Consider the following 17,035-nt stretch of genomic DNA (forward strand, 5'->3'; position numbering starts at 1 on the left):
TATTATTGGGAATCCCAGCTTAAATCATAGATACCGTAAGGGATTTTATTCTTTATTTAAAACTTTGCAACAGAACCAAATCGATTATGTTGTAGATACCATACGCAAAAAATTCGGATTTAAGTCAATCGTCCATGCAAATAGCATTATGGAAGGCGGACGTGCGATTGCTCGCAGCACTATCTATAGTACACTTATTAGAGACCAAGATATTCAATATATCCATATTCCTTTATATAATAGACAGTCTTGTTATTACCGTCTATCATATGAGAGAATTGATTAAAAGGAGGCTTTCTATGAGAGTACAAGAAGTTATATTACCTAATGAAGGGAGAAGATATCTAGTCCTTGATGATCAAGGGAAACCAGTACTACCAGTTTTAAAGTATATGAAATATCTTGATAACATACAAAAAAGTCCAAATACACAGCGTACCTACTGCTTTGCATTGAGAGACTATTTTGTTTTTTTGTCTTTGACGGAAACAAATTATGAGAATGCCAACATCAAGACAATAGCAAACTTTCTTTCCTGGTTAGTGAACCCCACTTTAATTGAAAAAGTTCAACACCTCATACCACCCACCTTAAGAAGTGAAAAAACGATCAACTTAAAAGTTACAGCAGTACTTTCCTTCTACAAATTTCTTTACCAATTCGAGTATATTGAACAAGATGTGGCTACTAGAGCCTATGTAGATGTAAAAGGTATCAAGCAATATAAAGGATTTTTACATCACATTACAAGAAGCAAAAGTGTGTCAGAAAGCATCTTAAAGCTAAAGGAACCCAAGAAACGAGTTGAGACAATTCCAGACACTACTTTACCAGTTTGGTCAATGTAACCCATGCTGAAGCCAATCCATAAACTTATTACACTTGCCTTGGCTCCTACACGCCTTAATCTTGTAGCAACTTGGTCAGCCATCTCTTTTATGACTACTTCGATTTCTTCTCTACGAGTATAATCTTTATTTAGAACTTGGCTGTTACCAATACTTTTAGATTTCACCTTGTATTCTTGTCCTAGAAATGGTCGGTCTATGCCCCAGGAATGGGCATATAATTGGGTTCCTAGTATACCATATTTTGTTTTAAAACATGGTAATTTGCATGTGCTAAATCATAGATTGAATGGATACCCATCTTATTTAAACGAATAGCAGTACGTTTTCCAATACCCCAAAAATCAGTCAACTCAGGTATTTTCCATAGCTTTGATTGTACATCTTCATATCTCCATTCTGCTTTCATGTGATAATTGTGTTTGCTCTCATTATCCAATGCTAATTTTGCTAATAAAGGGTTATCTCCAATTCCAACTGTTGTGTAAATTCCTGTTTGTTTATAGACATCTGTCTGGATAATTTTAACTAATTCGAAGGCAGATTTAACTTTAAATAGTTTTAGACTATCAGTTACATCTAAAAAACTTTCATCTACTGAGTATACATGGTGGTTTTTTTCATCAGCGTATTTCTTATATATGTTGTTAATTTCCATATTTTTCCGCATATAATAAGCCATCCTTGGCGGTGCAATAATAAGGTCTTTTGGGTAGGGGAATGGTAAATCTCTAGCTCTGCTAACATTACTGATACAATAAGCTTTTTTAGCCATTGGGCTACTTGCTAAAATTAGTCCTGACCCTCTTTCTGAAGGGTCATCAGACGGATAACTCATCACTACAAGCTTGGTTTTAAGTGGATTTAAACCTCTTTCTACACATTCAACACTGGCATAAAAACTCTTACAGTCTATACATAATATGTCTCTTGACGGCTCCTTCCTGTAATCAAAAATTGGATTCATTTTAAAAAAATCATCCATTTCAATCACTCCATCTATATAATTTCATAATAATTAGAACATACGTTCGTTTTTTTAGTCAAGCGAACATAATTATAAGACAGAAAAAAAGACCTCTTATTTTGAGGTCCAGTTTTGATTTTCATTCAAAAGAAATCTCCCAATCAATTTTTTGAGAATAGGTTATTTCTAAGTAATACCAATCAGAAGCATCAATGTCCCTAGCATAAATTTTTGCATTATATACACCACCATTAATTAACTCACTACCAACATATTGTCCATCAGTTGTGGTTAATCTAAACCTTGCTATTCCTTCTGAATTACCTGAAATATTGATAGTTCGAGCATATCTTGGAACTTTAATCTCGTATTGAGTCATTCCATCAATTTCTGACAATTTATTTATCTCACTACTTTGTTCTTTTTGTTTTAGAGCGTCCTCTTTTGCTTGTTCTTCCGCTCTTTTTTGCTCTTCCGCTGCTTGTCTCACTTCTCTTTCCGCTTCATACTTTTGATTAAATTCAGAACTTAGTAGAGAATAATAAACATTATGGTCTTCAATACCTTGAAAAAAGTCATTGTCGGCAATTGTATTACCTCCTACGTCTTTAGTAACTTCCTCATCAGAGTCTACTATGTTCTCTGCTTCCTCTTTACTGAAGCAAAGAATACAAATTTTTCTTGTTTCATTGCCATTCAATGCCTTCTTAATCTTTATTTTTTTAGCCTTAAGTGCTTTTTTATCAACCTTTATCTCTTGAATACTTTCACTAGTTTCAAATGCCCACTTATCTTCATTATTCCATATATCTACTAAATAAAGAGTAGTAGGTTCTTTGAAATCTTTTAATCCAAATACTAATTCATGTTCCTGTCCTCGTGCTAATTCAATTTCTTTTTCTTGATTATCAGGTATTGATATATACTCTGTCACAGGTGGTTCTTTAGTCATTGCATAGAAAACGAAGATTATTAAAACTGCAGTAACAACACCCATAAATGCTTTTTCCCTAGTGCTTAACTCCTTCATCATTAAAACCCCTTCACTCTGTTATCTGACTAAATAAAAATAAATTGTCCATTCAAACGAATTTTATATTAACAAAACAGAATACTTAATTAAAGAACGTATTAGTTTTCCTTCCAATTTATTACTTGAAGAAATCAATGTTCTCTACTGTATTTTTCTTTTGTTCCTCCGAAATCCCTATGTATCTCAATGTAATTTTTTCGGAGCTGTGATTCAATAATTCCATTACCAACCTAATATCTTTTTTGTTTTGGTAAACAGTATAACCAAATGTTTTTCTCATAGTATGTGTTCCTAAATGGTCTAAATTTAACAAATCTCCAACTTTCCTACATTTTATCGTGGCCCTTTACACAACGATCCGATTAATCCGCTTACTTGTCTCTATTAGGGGCTCCTGTAAGTCGTTTAAAAGCATTTCAAAGCCTCTTTTTAAGTTAACGACGATCAGGACATCATCTACAGCCACATTATTAGCTCGATTATACTTGATAATCTCTTCTGTTTGTAATAGCGTTGTATTTAACCCTTCAAATTTTCCCGCATTATAAACCAGTTCCACAATGTTTTTCTTCAATAAATACACAGACTCTTTGCGAGATAAGTGGTATTTATCAGGAAATTTCGGACGCTTTTCTTCGTTCATCTTCTCACCTCTTGAATTTTTTCTTCTATTATATAGGGCATTATTCTGTCATAGATCCAAACTCTTTACTGCGGTATCTTTATCTTCCTGGGTGATCCCAATATAGCGTAAGGTCTCCCGTTGCGAAGAATGGTTGAGCAGCGACTGAATGATCTCTGTTTTGGTCCCTTGCTTGTACAAAAAATAGCCGAAGGTCTTGCGCATCGAATGGGGACCAATTTCTTTTAAACCAACCGCTGTTCCTGCTTCATGAATGATCCGCCAAAGGCTTTGTCGGGTCAAAGGCGTATCTGCTCCTTTGCGACTTGGAAACAAATATTTGCTGAAGTCTTGTGCTTGCAGCTGCTCAGGAAATTCGGATTGAACATAATCGAGAATCGCCTTTCGTAATTTGTTCGAAATGAAAACCGAATTGTGTTTAGCTGTTTTTTGTTCCTTCATGGCCAGACGTTCTTTGACAATCACTCGGCCACGAGAAATTTCTAACACGTCACTTAATTTCAACTGTCTTAAATCGGAGATTCGATACGCTGTATTGATCCCGATCGAAAAAAGCACCAAATTTCGTTGCCCATATTTTCCGGAAGCCAAAATTGCCTTCATGGCATCGATCTTTTTTTTATCGCGAATCGGTTCCACGCTCTTCATTTTTAGTCCCCTATCAAATGTTACTTAATATGATTATAACAGATAATAAGTCACATTTAAACAAGCTATAGAAAAAAGGCCCTAAAAGAAAAGTGATTTCCTCTTAGAGCCTCTAAGGATAGAGCGATTTTAACGAATGTGACAGAATCCGATTGTGTCACATTGGACTTTTGATATTTTCGGTAAGATTTAATTATCTCAGAACATTAATATTGCCCCTTTAAAAAATTTTGTCAGTACTTTTAAGTTATTCTATTCTGAAAATTCAAAATTTTCAGTCTATATAATTAACTTATATTCAGTTTTACCAAATGATAAGCTTTAAAAAGTATTCAGAATTTAGTCATGTTATGGATCCAATAAAGTAGATATGGAATATTTATTTTCTCTTGTCTAATTTATAAGAACTAAATGATTTCATCATTGTTTTGACACTCTCATCAAATCATTAGAATCGTGATAATGGATTTGAGTCAATATCTTGGACATATTTTAGTAGAGACTGCTAAGACATTTTCTCTGTTTCTAAATCTTCAAACTCCTGTGGAGTTAAGTAATGAATCGAACTATGGATTCGATTACGATTATAAAATCCTTCAATGTAGCTAAATAAAGATCGATTCGCTTCTTCGAAGTCTGAGTAAGTCGTCGTGTATACTTCTTCTTTTTTCAATGATGCATGGAAGGACTCAATTCCTGCATTATCATATGGTGTTCCTTTGCGACTATAGGAATGCCTTATTTTATTGTTTTCAAGCCAATTTTCCACTTCGATTGCTGTATATTGACTACCTAAATCAGTGTGTAGAATCATTCCTTCTGGGATGTGGTACCGTTGCTTTGCTTGATTGAATGTTTGTAACACACAATCGACAGTCATTCGTTTAGAAAATGTATAGCTAATAATCTTTTTCGTGTGTAAATCCATAATCGAAGATAAGTAACACCAACCATTTTTCTTAGTTGGAATGTAGGTGATATCAGCTACCCATTTTTCACAGATAGTTTTAGTAGAAAAGTCCTGATTTAAGATGTTCTCTTTTAAAACAACCGGCTGAACAGGCCGTTGAGGTCTGTATTTCTTAACCACAATTGACCTTAGATTTAATTGTTTCATCAGTTTTTGTACATGCTTAAGAGATACTGAAATTCCTTCTTTTAGCAACACTTGATGGATTTTTGTTGCACCATATCTCTGTTTATGATCAAAAAAGATCGTTGAAATCTTCTTTTTCAATTGGTTATTTCTGACTTCTGTAGCTGTTAACGATTTATTTTTATAAAAATAGTAGACGCTTCTAGGAATTTCTAATAACCGACACAACAAAGAAACAGTGTACTCCTTACACCATTTTTCAATGAATCGAACAAGTGACTTTAGGTCTTTCGAGAGAATATGGCTGCGGCTTTTTTTAATATTTCAAGTTCCTCTTTCAAACGAGCATTTTCTTTTCTCAAATCAGCCGCTTCTTTTCCGGTCAGTCCTGTGGACTGATTTGGTAAATATAAATTTTTCCATTTGTAAATCGTTGCTTCAGATAAGCCATATTCTTTCGCCAATCCTCGAACAGAACGTCCAGTTTGATTCAGCTCAACAATCATCTGTTTGAAATTTTCTTCGTATCGGGTCATAAAATCCATCCTCTCGTAGATAAGTTTAATTTATTTCTGTCTCTACGAAAAGTTGTCTAAGATTTGATACTAACACCATAAGACATTGTATTAAATCTAATCCTTTATCCATTTTTTATCAATCTTACTTCGCACCATCTCCAATACTTATTAGTTGCCAGGTTAACTGTTATCAGATCATCTTGCCCGTCTCATTCTCTTTCTCACATTATATTCTCTTCATTTATCGGTAGCTGCTAAGGAATTTACTGATAGTTCTTTCAATATTAAAGTGGTAAATCTTTCTTTGTAAAGATAACATTTGACGCTGCATATAGAACGAAAGCAATGGTTCCTAAAGCAACTAATCCCCAACCAAACTCGCCACTAGCTAATATCGCATCTGTATCAAATAGAGTTGTTATCGTTAGATACTCGAGTATAACTGGAGCATCGTCCATCAGTTGCTGAACCATAGTAAGTAGGAAGAAAGCAAATGGTATCCCCCCACCGATAGCTAAAGCTAATCCTGAGCGGTTAAATAGAGTTGATGCGAAGAATGAAACAGAGCTTATGGCTAGGATTAAGATGAGTAGACCAAGACTTAACCAAAAATAAGTTTCTGTATCAAATTCCAGAGCAGCATCGACAGATCTTGCAGATGATACCATGGCATGGTTTGCCATCGTAATGATTTGTTTTTTATTTAAATAAGTTGCTTTCATAGACGCCTCTAAAGCGGTAGGATCTTTAATTAAAGTCAAATTATCTTTCACTTGGGCACTATTCATATTTAAGGCCTTTGCAGAAGAGTCAATAACAGCCTGTAATAAGAGTTCGCGATTGGCTTTCGTAATCATGACAGTTGGCTGAGATTTTCCTTTATTTTCTTCATTCTTTTCAGCTTTAAGTGCAGTTATTTCATCTGCTAGAAATTGACGGTACTCATTAACAGAAATTCCTTGTACACTTGCACCAGCCTTCAATGCGTCATTACTTGCTAATATCATCGCCGGGTTTTTGATCAATTCCTCAGTTGTGATTTCAATATCATCATCTTCCATGTCATCATCATCTTCATAGATATCCCGACGTTCATCGGTGATAATTTTTGCAGCCTCTTCATAGGAGTGATCCTTGATGACCTCTCCTAAGTATATTGAATAGGCGTCCAGATCCATATCGCGAGCTTCAGCAGCATCTCGCATAGCTTGTTCATTATCTTTAATTAAATATAAATGTTCAGATAGATAACCTTCACTTTTATCTAATGTTTCTGATGCTTTTTCTATATCCTCTGTGATCGGATAGCCCGTCACGTTGTTGTACTTTAATTGAGAGGCACCTAAACCGGCTAATGAAACAATGACATACATTAAAATAACCGATAAGATGAGGTAAAGCGATTTGGTAAAAATGACACTTGAACGTTTTATGGGTGTTGATAAAGTATAAGCCATAGATCCAGAGTCTACCTCGCTCACTACAAGAGTATTTGCTGTAAATACAACATAAACAATTCCAAGAATAAGACCAATCAGTTTATAGAAATTTTCTAAGTTTCCTAAGAGACTGTCCATTGATGAGAGAAGACTGGAAAAAGCGGTTCCTTCCGCTGCAGCGGCAATCGATGCATATCCTGCCGCATCATAACCTATGATGAAACCAGATAAAATGACTGAAGCGACGATTGTGATAATTGCCCATAGTTTCCAATTGGTTTTGATACTTTGCTTAAATATTGGTTTTGAAAACATTTATACTTCCTCCTTAAATATCTCAGTAATATAATCTTCAAATGAGAATTTAATTTCTTTAAAATAGACCAAGTCAAAATCTTTTAAATCTTGAATGAGATAATTAATATTTTTATCATGAATTTGAACGAAAACTTGTAAATCTTCCGCTTTTACCATAGTCAATTGGTAGCCTAAATTTAAGAAACGTTCGAAATCGGCGAGTGATTTAAATTCCATTCGATAACTTTTATTCTCGTTATAACGAATGTCTGCCATATCTGTGATATCAATAATTTTGCCCTCTCGGATGATTGCGACTCGGTCACTGACTTCTTCCACTTCTTGGAAGATATTGCTAGACATAAGAATCGTTTTTCCTTGTTTCTTTTCTTGTTTTAAAAGATCAAGGAAGATGTCACGCATTAGAGGATCTAAACCTGTACTTGGTTCATCCATAATTAAGATATCTGCATTAGATGCAAATGCTGAAACAATAGCTGTTTTTTGTTTCATCCCTTTACTCATGGAACGCACATTGGCCGTCACATCTAATTGAAGAAGATTACTTAACTCTTTAGCACGTTCCCAACTTCCGCGTCCAGATAAATAGATTTGATCTTTTAAAAACTCTTCACCGGTTTTGTTTCCTGGAAAATTGATCTCACCAGGAATATAAGATACATAACGTTTGACTTCTGCACTACTTTTGGTGGCATCAAGTCCATTAATAGTGACGCTTCCTTCATCAGGTTTCAGGAAACCCATCAAGTGCCGGATAGTAGTCGTTTTCCCTGCACCATTGATACCTACGAAGCCATAGTTTTCTCCTTTTTCAATTTCTAAAGATACATCAAATATTCCGTGTCCATTTCCATAATCCTTAGTCAAATGTTTGATATCAATGTAAGCCATATCGCAAATTCTCCTCTCCAGCAGCCACTGTTTTCTTACGATCATAAAAGTCCATAAAGTAATCTTCCAAAGTAAATTTAATTTCTGAAATAAAATTTACCTTTACCTCACTTAATTCTGTAAAAAATTCTTGCATCTTCTGATCCGTTAAACTTAGTTTAACTTGATTTTGTTCAGGTCTTTTAGTTGGAATAGTAAATTCGGTATTTTCTATAAACTTCTGATAATCCTCAAAACTAGCAAACTCAATTTTGAATGATTTATTCGTACTCTGCTTCAATTCATTGGATTCAACTGTTGAAACCACTACCCCATCCTTAATGATGGCAATGCGATCACATGTTGCATCCACTTCAGTAAAGATGTGACTAGATAGGAGGATTGTTTTCCCTTCTGATTTTTCTTTTAAGATAAATTGAATGAAGCGTTCTTGCATAACAGGATCTAATCCTGAAGTAGGTTCATCTAATATCAATATTTTTGGATTATGCATAAAAGCAGTAACGACCGCTAGCTTTCTTTTGGTCCCAAGACTCATTTCTTTAATCTCTTTAGAAGTATCTACTTTAAAGAGCTCTTTAAGCTGCTCTGTCCTTGTCATATCAGTAATTTTTCTTTCATTTGCCATGAACTCAATAAATTGGTCTCCTGTCATTCCTTTTGGAAAAGCCAACTCTCCAGGTAAATAACCAACATCTTGTTTAATATTGGCTGCTGATTTCCAACTATCTTTTCCATTAATAGAAAGTTCTCCCTCATCAGCTTTAGAAAAGCCCATTAAGTGGCGAATAGCTGTCGACTTTCCAGCACCATTCGGTCCCAAGAATCCAAAAGCTTCTCCCTCATTTATCTCAAAAGAAACATCAAATATTCCACGTCCATGTCCATAGTCTTTGGTCACATGTTTCACTTCAATAACTGACATCATATTCCTACCTTTCTTTTAAATATCGATTATAAGATAATTAACAATCGTTTCTTTATTTACAAATGTTATAATATTTATTATACTAGTCTCACAAAGGAGGACAAGAGACATATTTTCAGGATCTGATAAATAATTTACATTTTTTCGATAATTGATGCTTTCTCTAAAAAGGAGGCCCTATATGCAACAATTAGATTTAAGGGTTCAAAAAACTCATAAGGCACTTATAGAAGCATTTGAAAACTTATTACATGAAAAAGAATTTGAAAATATTTCAGTAACAGAAATATGTGATGCTGCTATGGTTCGACGACCAACTTTCTACAATCATTTCTTGGATAAATATGATTTTATAACCTTTTTTATTAAACATAAAATGAATGAAATATTTGATTTTGCTATCAAAAACTCAAATGAAGAAAAAGACAACTTTTTTATTATTGTTTTTGAACAACTATTGGATCAATTTGATAATCTCTTATATCTCATTTTCAGTATTCAAATGAATGCTAATATCATTTTTGAACTTGAAAGTGTGCGCGAGTACGGGAAGAGCATGCTAGGTAACCGCATAAAAAAAGGAGCTAGTGACGAAGAATTACCCATAGAGCTTAGTTATAAAGGACAGATCATTATGGGGATCACGATTCAATCCGTCTTTTGGTATAAGGAGAAAAGAAATCAAATTAGTCGTGAAGAAATTATTGAACTATATACACAGACTTTAGAAAAATTTAGCTAATCGAAGAATTGAAATGGATTCTATGTCAAGGACATTTTAAAAAAAGAAACCTTATGAAACTAAAATGGATTGAAAAGGACCCTATAAAGGCACTTTTTTTAGTGTCTATTCTATAGGATCCACTTTGATTTATGTTTGCTGCTTTTTTCCATGCATTAACCTATTCAATTGCACAAAAGATTTTTATTTTTTGCAAAAAAATTCAAAAATATAAATTTTTCTGTTTCTCATGTGACTATGCGGGTAAAAATAATGCTTTCATGATACGATAAAGTTATTAAATTAAAAGGAGGTTATTTTTATGGCAAAAGAAACATTTCATGCAGTAGCTCAGTCAATTGGTGGAATGAAAGTTTCATGTATATCCAGGAATTTTGAATTTATTTTGGATGAACCAAAAAATTTAGGTGGATCAGATGAAGGGATGAATCCGATTGAAGCTTTATTAGCCTCTCTTGGAGCATGTAAAGTTATTGTAGCTCGATCTTTCGCTAAAGTGCAGGGCATAAATTTAAACGATATCCGTGTAGAGATAGATGGAGTATTAGATCCTGATGGTTTTATAGGAAAAAATAAAGCAGCTAAAATAGGCTATTCTGCAATCGTATCTAAATTTTATATTGAAGCTGATAATACTGATGAAGAGATTTCAGATTTTATCGCATTTATTGATCGTACTTGTCCGGTAGCTGATACCATTAAAAATGCACCTACGACTAAATCAGAAATCCATAAATTATAAACTATGAATTAAAAAAGATTCTTCTCATTTTGCACTAAACAGGTATTTCTATTTTATTTCTTGTCTTTTCGAAGGTATACATATCTATAAAAAAGACGAGAGAAAAAAACTAGTTAAATCAAGATTTTAAATACATTATTTTAAGCAATTTCATGTGTTACAACTTAATAGGAATTTAAATTTTATTGTTAAATTTTTTAATCATTTACACGAAAATTAATTTTATAAAGAACATACTCTATACTCTTATTTTTTTTTTCAAGAACTCAAAAAAGCGGAAAATCCCAGATTTAAAAATCTGAGTTTCCGCTTTTGTCATTTCAAGGATGGACTATTGTCTCAGCCTCTTCTAATTTATTCTTAAGATATTTTTACTTTCTCTGCAGGTGCTGATACTTCTTTTTGTTCTTTCCGACCTTTCAACTTATACTTCATTAATCTCATGCCATTGAAAATTACCACCAAGATACTACCTTCATGAACCAACATTCCGATAGACATATTCATCCATTCGCTGAAGAAGACGCTGGTCAACAAGACCAACACTACTCCAATTGAAATCACGATATTTTGTTTCATATTATTTGCGGTGGCTCTTACTAATCCTAATGCGTGAGGCAAGTTGCTGAAGTTCGAGTTCATTAAAACGACATCGGATGTTTCAATCGCTACGTCCGTTCCGCTTCCCATTGCGATTCCAATGTCTGCTAAAGCTAAGGACGGACTATCGTTAACGCCATCTCCAACAAAGGCTACAATTTGACCACGTTGTTGAAGTTTTCCGATATAAGCCGATTTGTCTTCCGGCAACATGTGGCCGTGAGCTTCGGTCAAACCAAGTTCGCCGGCGACCACATCAACGGTTCCTTGGTTATCTCCTGAAAGAACGACTAGATTTTTCACGCCCAAGTCTTTTAATTCCTGCAAATTAGCTTTCACACCCGGACGGACTTGATCGCGAATGCCCATCAGTACTTTTAATTCACCGTCGACTGCTGTCAAAACGAGAGAGTTCCCTTGTTGTTCAAACCGTTTGACATCTTTTTGCACTTTTTTGCTGAGAGTGACATTTTCTTTTTCCATCAAGGCCACATTCCCAACAGCCACTCTATGTCCAGCTACACTTGAAACGATTCCGCCGCCTTTCACGACTTCAGTTCCTTCAACAGGATAAAAGTTTGTTTCTCCAATTTGATTTAAGACCGCTTTTGCTAATGGATGATCTGATTCCCGTTCCACACTGGCCAGATAGCCAAGCGTTTCAGCAGGATCTTTTTCATACAGTTCAGTCGCTGCAACGGTTGGGTTTCCGACAGTTAAAGTACCTGTCTTATCAAATACAATTGTATCCACATTGCTGAAGTCTTGAATGACTTCACTCCCTTTTAAAAGAACACCGTTACGAGCACCATTCCCAATACCGGCAACGTTTGAGACAGGCACTCCGATAACTAATGCGCCTGGGCAACCTAGAACCAAGATGGTGATTGCTAACTCAATATTTTGACTGAACGCCCATACAACAATTGCCAGAACCAAGACAGCTGGTGTGTAGTATTTAGAAAAGCGATCAATGAACCGTTCCGCTTCGGATTTAGAATCTTGTGCTTCTTCCACGAGTTCAATAATTTTTCCAAATGTGGTGTCCTCACCAACTCGGTCAGCTCTGATTTGAATCGTTCCGTTTTCTAAAATGGTTCCTGCAAAAACTTCTGCATCAGCTAGCTTGTTGACCGGAACAGCTTCACCTGTAATGCTAGCTTCATTGATATGCCCTTCACCCGTAAGGACTGTACCATCTACTGGAACTTTCGCACCCGTTTTAACGAGCAAGATATCCCCTTCATCTACATCATCCACTTCTACTTCTTCAAATTCGCCATTATCCATTTGTTTCAAGGCGCTTTCGGGTGCCATTTCAGTCAATTCTTTGATAGCAGATCGCGTTTGGTTCAATGTTCGTTGTTCCAAGTAGTGTCCGAATAAGAATAAGAACGTGACAATAGCCGATTCTTCATAATTTTGAATAAAAAGCGCACCAATCGCTGCAATACTGACTAAGACATCAATACTGATGACTTTGACTTTCATTGCTTGAAACGCTTGAATGGCAATTGGCATAATCCCAAAGACAGAGGCGATGATCAAAGACCACTCTGAAAGTCCTACGTTTTCTAAAACAAAGTGACTGAAGAAACCGAGTACGATTAACAATCCACTGATGACGGTGATAACATTTTTCTTGCTTAATATATATTGTTGCATGCTTTTTCCCTCCAAATTTAATTTCTCTTTTATTGATAAACACAGTATAAGATAATTGCCTAAGTAATTAATTGACGGCTATCAAGTTTAGAAAGTTCTCTTTTATCGTTTCTAAGCACCTCGAATCGGATTGCAACAAAAAAAGCAATCCTGGAAAAATAGCTTTTCTTCCAGAATTGCCTAGTTCATTTAATCTGTTAAGCGGCCTTGACTTTTGCTTTAAGGACCGGATAGCCTACGTTTTCGATAGCTTTTTGAATCTCTTCAATCGAAGTGACAGCTGAATCAAAATTGGTTTTTACTTTGCTGGAGTTGAATAATACTTTAATGCTGTCTTTATCAATACCGTTAACTGATTTCACAGCACCTTCAATTTTTTGCATACAACTTGGACAAGACAACGTTTCTAATTGCAATATAGCTTTTTCCATAATTCCTATCTCCTTTATGTGTTTTTATTTTATCGGCAGCAGATTAATGAACACTGCCTTTTCCTCTTTACAACTGTAGTATAGCTCCCTTTTAGCAAACGAAAATTGACGCATATCAAGTTTTGCACTTCTTTTTATCTTTTTGCTCAATTCACCATCTTAATAGTCTTTTTCTGCCCCTTATTGCCATCAGAATAATAAGAAATTGGTGGATAATCTTGTCTGCGTATAAACCATACTACAATCGCGCCAATAAACAGGGCCAGAGACAAGGCTTGCGAAACGCGGATCCACTCGCCAATCCATAAACTGTCCGTTCGCATACCTTCAATGAAGAACCGACCCACTGAGTACCACAAAACGTAACTCAAAGCGACTTCTCCTTGACGCAAAAGCTGTTTTCGGTTCCGTATAGTGACGATGAGGACAAAGCCCAACAAACTCCACAATGACTCGTATAAAAAAGTCGGATGGTAGTAGGTACCATTGATATTCATTTGTTCAATGATAAATTCAGGTAAATAAAGATTTTCCAAGAATTGACGAGTAACCGGTCCACCATGAGCTTCCTGATTCATAAAATTGCCCCAACGACCAATGGACTGGGCTAACAATACATTGGGCGCTAAAATATCAAGAACGAGTGCCAAAGAAGTACCTTTTTTCTTTGCATACCAATATAGCGTACCCCCTCCTGCAATCAATCCCCCATAAATCGCAATGCCGCCATTCCAAATCGCAAGGATTTGTCCTGGATTTTGCAGATAATAACCAAGTTCAAATAACACATAATAAAGCCGAGCGCCGAGGAGTCCAATCGGAATTGCCCATAAGGCCATATCGATAATGGTATCCTCTTCCAGTCCTTTTTTCTTTGCTTCCTTGGTGCTCAACTGGAGAGCCGCTAATATGCCCGCTGCAATAATGACTCCATACCAATGAATCACAACAGAACCAATCTCCACCACATGGGGATTCAAAACGCCTAATACGAATTCCATTCTATTTGCTCCATTTCTTCAATTTTTCGCGTCATTCTAGTCATGGTGATGCTGAACAAGATTCCGGCTAAGCTCCATGGAAACCAAACAGGGAATTCACTTTTAGCTCCCTGGTCACTCGCTTCGTAATACGCCACTTTTCCGTGTCCGATTACGCCGGCTCCTTTTACAACTTCCTCTTCTTTTTCCATAGCTAACCTATCTGCCTCAACAACGTTAGACGTTTTTGCTTCGCCGCCAATCGTGTTCTTGGTGAAAGGGACGACAAAGAATGCACCCGCTGCTGACAACGTGATGGCAACTATCACCCAAAAATAATGCACATTCACCTCTACTTATTTTTACGTTTTGTTCGGCAACCCTATCTTAAAGAAAAATAAAACAAAGAAACTTGAGGATTATCATGTTTGTGCTTTTATTTTTCCAATGAATGAAGGTCGTTCTGTCTTAAAAAAGCCAAAAACGGACAGATGGAAGCAAAAGCACTGAGTTCTGTCCCGTTATTAATGAAGAGCGACAGAACACCAACGTGTAGAAAAAAGTGTGTCCGATTATTCGCTGTAAAGCAATAAATCATCTAAATCCTGAATCTTGATCTTTTTCCCAGACAGCTGTTGAATCAATCCCTCGTCCTCCAATTCTCCAAATTTACGACTGATGGTCTCAGGTGTCGTTCCTAAATAGGAAGCAATGTCCTTTTTTGCCATCGGCAGGGTGATGGTGGGAGAGTTGCCCATTTCAGGTTCCACATTTTCTGCCAAAAACAAAACTAAACGGGTAATGACACTCTCCACGGCTACTTGTGCAGTTTGACGTCCGGAGCTTTCTAACCGCTGCGACATCTCTCCTAGCAGCTTTAACGAAATTGCATGATACTCTTTTAGAAACTCTTGTACATCATGTTGTTGAATCATGCAGACAGACGTATCTCGAGTAGCTTCTGCGTATTCCTCGTGCACAGCATCAGGATTGAACAACGTCCATTCTCCCGTAAAGTCACCCGGATTCAAAATACGAACTAGTTGCTCTTTGCCAGAATTAGACAAGCGATAGATGCGGACTTTTCCGCGATTCACAATATACAAGGCATCATCTTTTTCTTGCGAGCGAAACAGAAACTCCCCTTTTTGATAGTGCTTCGTGTGAGCTTTTCCAGCGATGCGATCCATCGAGCTTTCCTCCAAATGATTGAATATTGGGACTAAGCGGATACAAGCTGAGTGGTCTCCTGCTGCATGTGGTTGGGTGTATTGAGTCAATTCGTTCTTCCCCTTTATCAGTTTATTGTCCTTCTTTTAACTTTCCTATATTTAGTATAAAGGCCCCCTACCTCAAAAAAATTGACACTCATCAAGAAAAGTCTTTTTAACGGCAAAAAAATAGGAGCTGGAAAGAGTCCCAACCCCAAAATCTTTAATTTTTAAATGTATGTTTACGAAAAACCTAATCTTCATCCTCATCGAACGCATCGTCGTCTTCCAATGCCTCTTTGCCAATGAACGCTTGCAGCATCCAAATGTTCTTGTCTAAGTCATTTTTAAAAGCAATCAATGTATCTTCTAAAGCATCGTCACCCTCGTCTTGAGCTAAACGAATCGCGCGAATAGTTAGGTCACGAGTGCTTCTGAAGTCCTCGATAATATTTTCAACCATGTCTTCTGCTTTAGCGTATTTATTAACTGCATCTTCCGAAAGCATCGAATATTTTTCAAATTCAACCGTTGTCGAAGCAGGTTTATGCCCAGAAGTAATTAGACGCTCCGCAAGTTTGTCGAACCATTTTTCATTTTCGTTATACAACTCTTCAAATTTTTCATGCAACGTAAAGAAATTGGCTCCTTTTACATACCAGTGATATTGGTGCAGTTTCACATGTAATGTATGCATGTTGCCTAAAAGATGATCCGCAATGGCCGCTGCATTAATTTTCGTATGATGAACATGTTCCTTGTGTTCTTGTTCTTCTTGCAATCTTTCTTGGGGTGTTCTTTCTTGAGTAGCTTTATTTTCAGTCATGATTTATTCCTCCTATAATTTTGGTTTGTTTAAAATAGCTTTCTTTGATTCCTCCTTTTTCTTTACTGAATTTAGTATAGGATAGATTTCCGTTAAAAAAATTGACGCTCATCAAGAAAAGTATTTCTTAATAGACGCCAGGCTTCTCTATTAAATTCAACTGAAATAATCAAAGGAATGAAGTCGTTCCCTCCAAACAAAAATTTCATTAAAGTAGGGCCTAAAAAAAGAATAGCAACTATACTTTGTCAAGAGACCTGACTGCTATTTTTTTGCTTGTTATTCTTCAATTACCAAATGTCTTGCCTTGCAGTATATTTAATGCTCTTTCTCACTAGTGTTGCATGCAACACTAGTGAGAAAGAGTATTAATAAGATTAACCTAGAAGAATAACTTTACTTTATTTATGTCATACCATAAATAAAAATTGAAAAGAATTTTTTTATTTATTTTTAGTAGATCGATTAATAGGAGTTTTAGCTTGGGAGCGTCAATAATTTTGTGTAAA

Annotated in this window: 16 protein-coding genes and 3 pseudogenes; 4 read left to right on the plus strand and 15 right to left on the minus strand. The window is 35.8% G+C overall.

Features of this window, described 5'->3' with window-relative positions:
* Both FFM68_RS13200 and FFM68_RS12160 read left to right on the plus strand, forming a co-directional pair.
* Positions 1 to 286 (plus strand): annotated as a pseudogene (locus tag FFM68_RS13200) (hypothetical protein); the annotation flags it as partial.
* 106 nt (positions 287 to 392) lie between these two features.
* Positions 393 to 848 carry a site-specific integrase gene (locus FFM68_RS12160; RefSeq protein WP_239585175.1) on the plus strand — a complete coding sequence of 152 codons (456 nt, stop codon included), beginning with the start codon at positions 393 to 395 and terminating at the stop codon, positions 846 to 848.
* Here FFM68_RS12160 and FFM68_RS12165 read toward each other — a convergent pair.
* The 9 genes and pseudogenes from FFM68_RS12165 to FFM68_RS12205 form a co-directional block, all read right to left on the minus strand.
* A pseudogene (locus FFM68_RS12165) lies at positions 827 to 1,833 on the minus strand (Y-family DNA polymerase); the annotation flags it as partial. The gene FFM68_RS12160 and the pseudogene FFM68_RS12165 sit on opposite strands and share 22 nt — an antisense overlap.
* Before the next feature lie 121 nt (positions 1,834 to 1,954).
* Positions 1,955 to 2,848, minus strand: a complete 894-nt coding sequence (locus FFM68_RS12170) for a hypothetical protein (RefSeq protein WP_137619576.1) — start codon at positions 2,846 to 2,848, stop codon at positions 1,955 to 1,957.
* A gap of 118 nt (positions 2,849 to 2,966) precedes the next feature.
* On the minus strand, positions 2,967 to 3,185 hold the full coding sequence (locus FFM68_RS12175; protein WP_338070792.1) for a tyrosine-type recombinase/integrase: 219 nt from the start codon (positions 3,183 to 3,185) through the stop codon (positions 2,967 to 2,969).
* 15 nt (positions 3,186 to 3,200) lie between these two features.
* Positions 3,201 to 3,491, minus strand: a pseudogene (locus FFM68_RS12180) (Fic family protein); the annotation flags it as partial.
* Positions 3,492 to 3,539: 48 nt separating this feature from the next.
* The gene (locus FFM68_RS12185; protein ID WP_137619579.1) at positions 3,540 to 4,139 is read right to left on the minus strand and encodes a tyrosine-type recombinase/integrase; all 600 of its coding nucleotides are present in this window, start codon (positions 4,137 to 4,139) and stop codon (positions 3,540 to 3,542) included.
* Positions 4,140 to 4,644: 505 nt separating this feature from the next.
* Positions 4,645 to 5,771, minus strand: a protein-coding gene (locus tag FFM68_RS12190) for an IS3 family transposase (RefSeq protein ID WP_102578318.1) whose coding sequence is annotated in 2 segments (ribosomal slippage) — positions 4,645 to 5,543 and positions 5,543 to 5,771 — 1,128 coding nt in all. Because the reading frame shifts where the segments join, the coding sequence is not laid out codon by codon here.
* Between the two features lie 266 nt (positions 5,772 to 6,037).
* Positions 6,038 to 7,507 carry an ABC transporter permease subunit gene (locus FFM68_RS12195; protein WP_137619580.1) on the minus strand — a complete coding sequence of 490 codons (1,470 nt, stop codon included), beginning with the start codon at positions 7,505 to 7,507 and terminating at the stop codon, positions 6,038 to 6,040.
* A complete protein-coding gene (locus tag FFM68_RS12200) occupies positions 7,508 to 8,401 on the minus strand; it encodes an ABC transporter ATP-binding protein (RefSeq protein ID WP_048602892.1) in 894 nt (297 codons plus the stop codon).
* Positions 8,388 to 9,326, minus strand: a complete 939-nt coding sequence (locus tag FFM68_RS12205) for an ABC transporter ATP-binding protein (protein ID WP_137619581.1) — start codon at positions 9,324 to 9,326, stop codon at positions 8,388 to 8,390. Before FFM68_RS12205 ends, FFM68_RS12200 begins: the two co-directional genes overlap by 14 nt.
* Before the next feature lie 184 nt (positions 9,327 to 9,510).
* On the opposite strand from FFM68_RS12205, the gene FFM68_RS12210 reads away from it, so the two are divergent.
* Both FFM68_RS12210 and FFM68_RS12215 read left to right on the plus strand, forming a co-directional pair.
* Positions 9,511 to 10,071 carry a TetR/AcrR family transcriptional regulator gene (locus tag FFM68_RS12210; RefSeq protein WP_103892184.1) on the plus strand — a complete coding sequence of 187 codons (561 nt, stop codon included), beginning with the start codon at positions 9,511 to 9,513 and terminating at the stop codon, positions 10,069 to 10,071.
* 301 nt (positions 10,072 to 10,372) lie between these two features.
* Positions 10,373 to 10,813: an OsmC family protein gene (locus FFM68_RS12215; RefSeq protein WP_137619582.1), complete on the plus strand. Its 441-nt coding sequence runs from the start codon at positions 10,373 to 10,375 to the stop codon at positions 10,811 to 10,813.
* A gap of 360 nt (positions 10,814 to 11,173) precedes the next feature.
* On the opposite strand, the gene FFM68_RS12220 is transcribed toward FFM68_RS12215, so the two are convergent.
* The 6 genes from FFM68_RS12220 to FFM68_RS12245 form a co-directional block, all read right to left on the minus strand.
* Entirely contained in the window at positions 11,174 to 13,078 is a 1,905-nt protein-coding gene (locus FFM68_RS12220; protein ID WP_137619583.1) for a heavy metal translocating P-type ATPase, read from the minus strand.
* A 197-nt stretch (positions 13,079 to 13,275) separates the two neighbouring features.
* Positions 13,276 to 13,509 carry a heavy-metal-associated domain-containing protein gene (locus FFM68_RS12225; protein ID WP_003103602.1) on the minus strand — a complete coding sequence of 78 codons (234 nt, stop codon included), beginning with the start codon at positions 13,507 to 13,509 and terminating at the stop codon, positions 13,276 to 13,278.
* A 146-nt stretch (positions 13,510 to 13,655) separates the two neighbouring features.
* A complete protein-coding gene (gene lgt, locus FFM68_RS12230; protein WP_060812728.1) occupies positions 13,656 to 14,510 on the minus strand; it encodes a prolipoprotein diacylglyceryl transferase in 855 nt (284 codons plus the stop codon).
* Positions 14,495 to 14,833 carry a hypothetical protein gene (locus FFM68_RS12235; RefSeq protein WP_137619584.1) on the minus strand — a complete coding sequence of 113 codons (339 nt, stop codon included), beginning with the start codon at positions 14,831 to 14,833 and terminating at the stop codon, positions 14,495 to 14,497. The genes lgt and FFM68_RS12235 overlap by 16 nt, the downstream gene beginning before the upstream one ends.
* A 228-nt stretch (positions 14,834 to 15,061) precedes the next feature.
* Positions 15,062 to 15,769, minus strand: coding sequence for a Crp/Fnr family transcriptional regulator (locus FFM68_RS12240; RefSeq protein WP_137619585.1), 708 nt, complete (start codon positions 15,767 to 15,769; stop codon positions 15,062 to 15,064).
* A 184-nt stretch (positions 15,770 to 15,953) separates the two neighbouring features.
* On the minus strand, positions 15,954 to 16,526 hold the full coding sequence (locus tag FFM68_RS12245) for a Dps family protein (protein WP_002307615.1): 573 nt from the start codon (positions 16,524 to 16,526) through the stop codon (positions 15,954 to 15,956).
* Between the last annotated feature and the right edge of the window lie 509 nt (positions 16,527 to 17,035).

Source organism: Enterococcus xiangfangensis (assembly GCF_005405365.1).
Lineage (GTDB): Bacteria > Bacillota > Bacilli > Lactobacillales > Enterococcaceae > Enterococcus_A > Enterococcus_A xiangfangensis.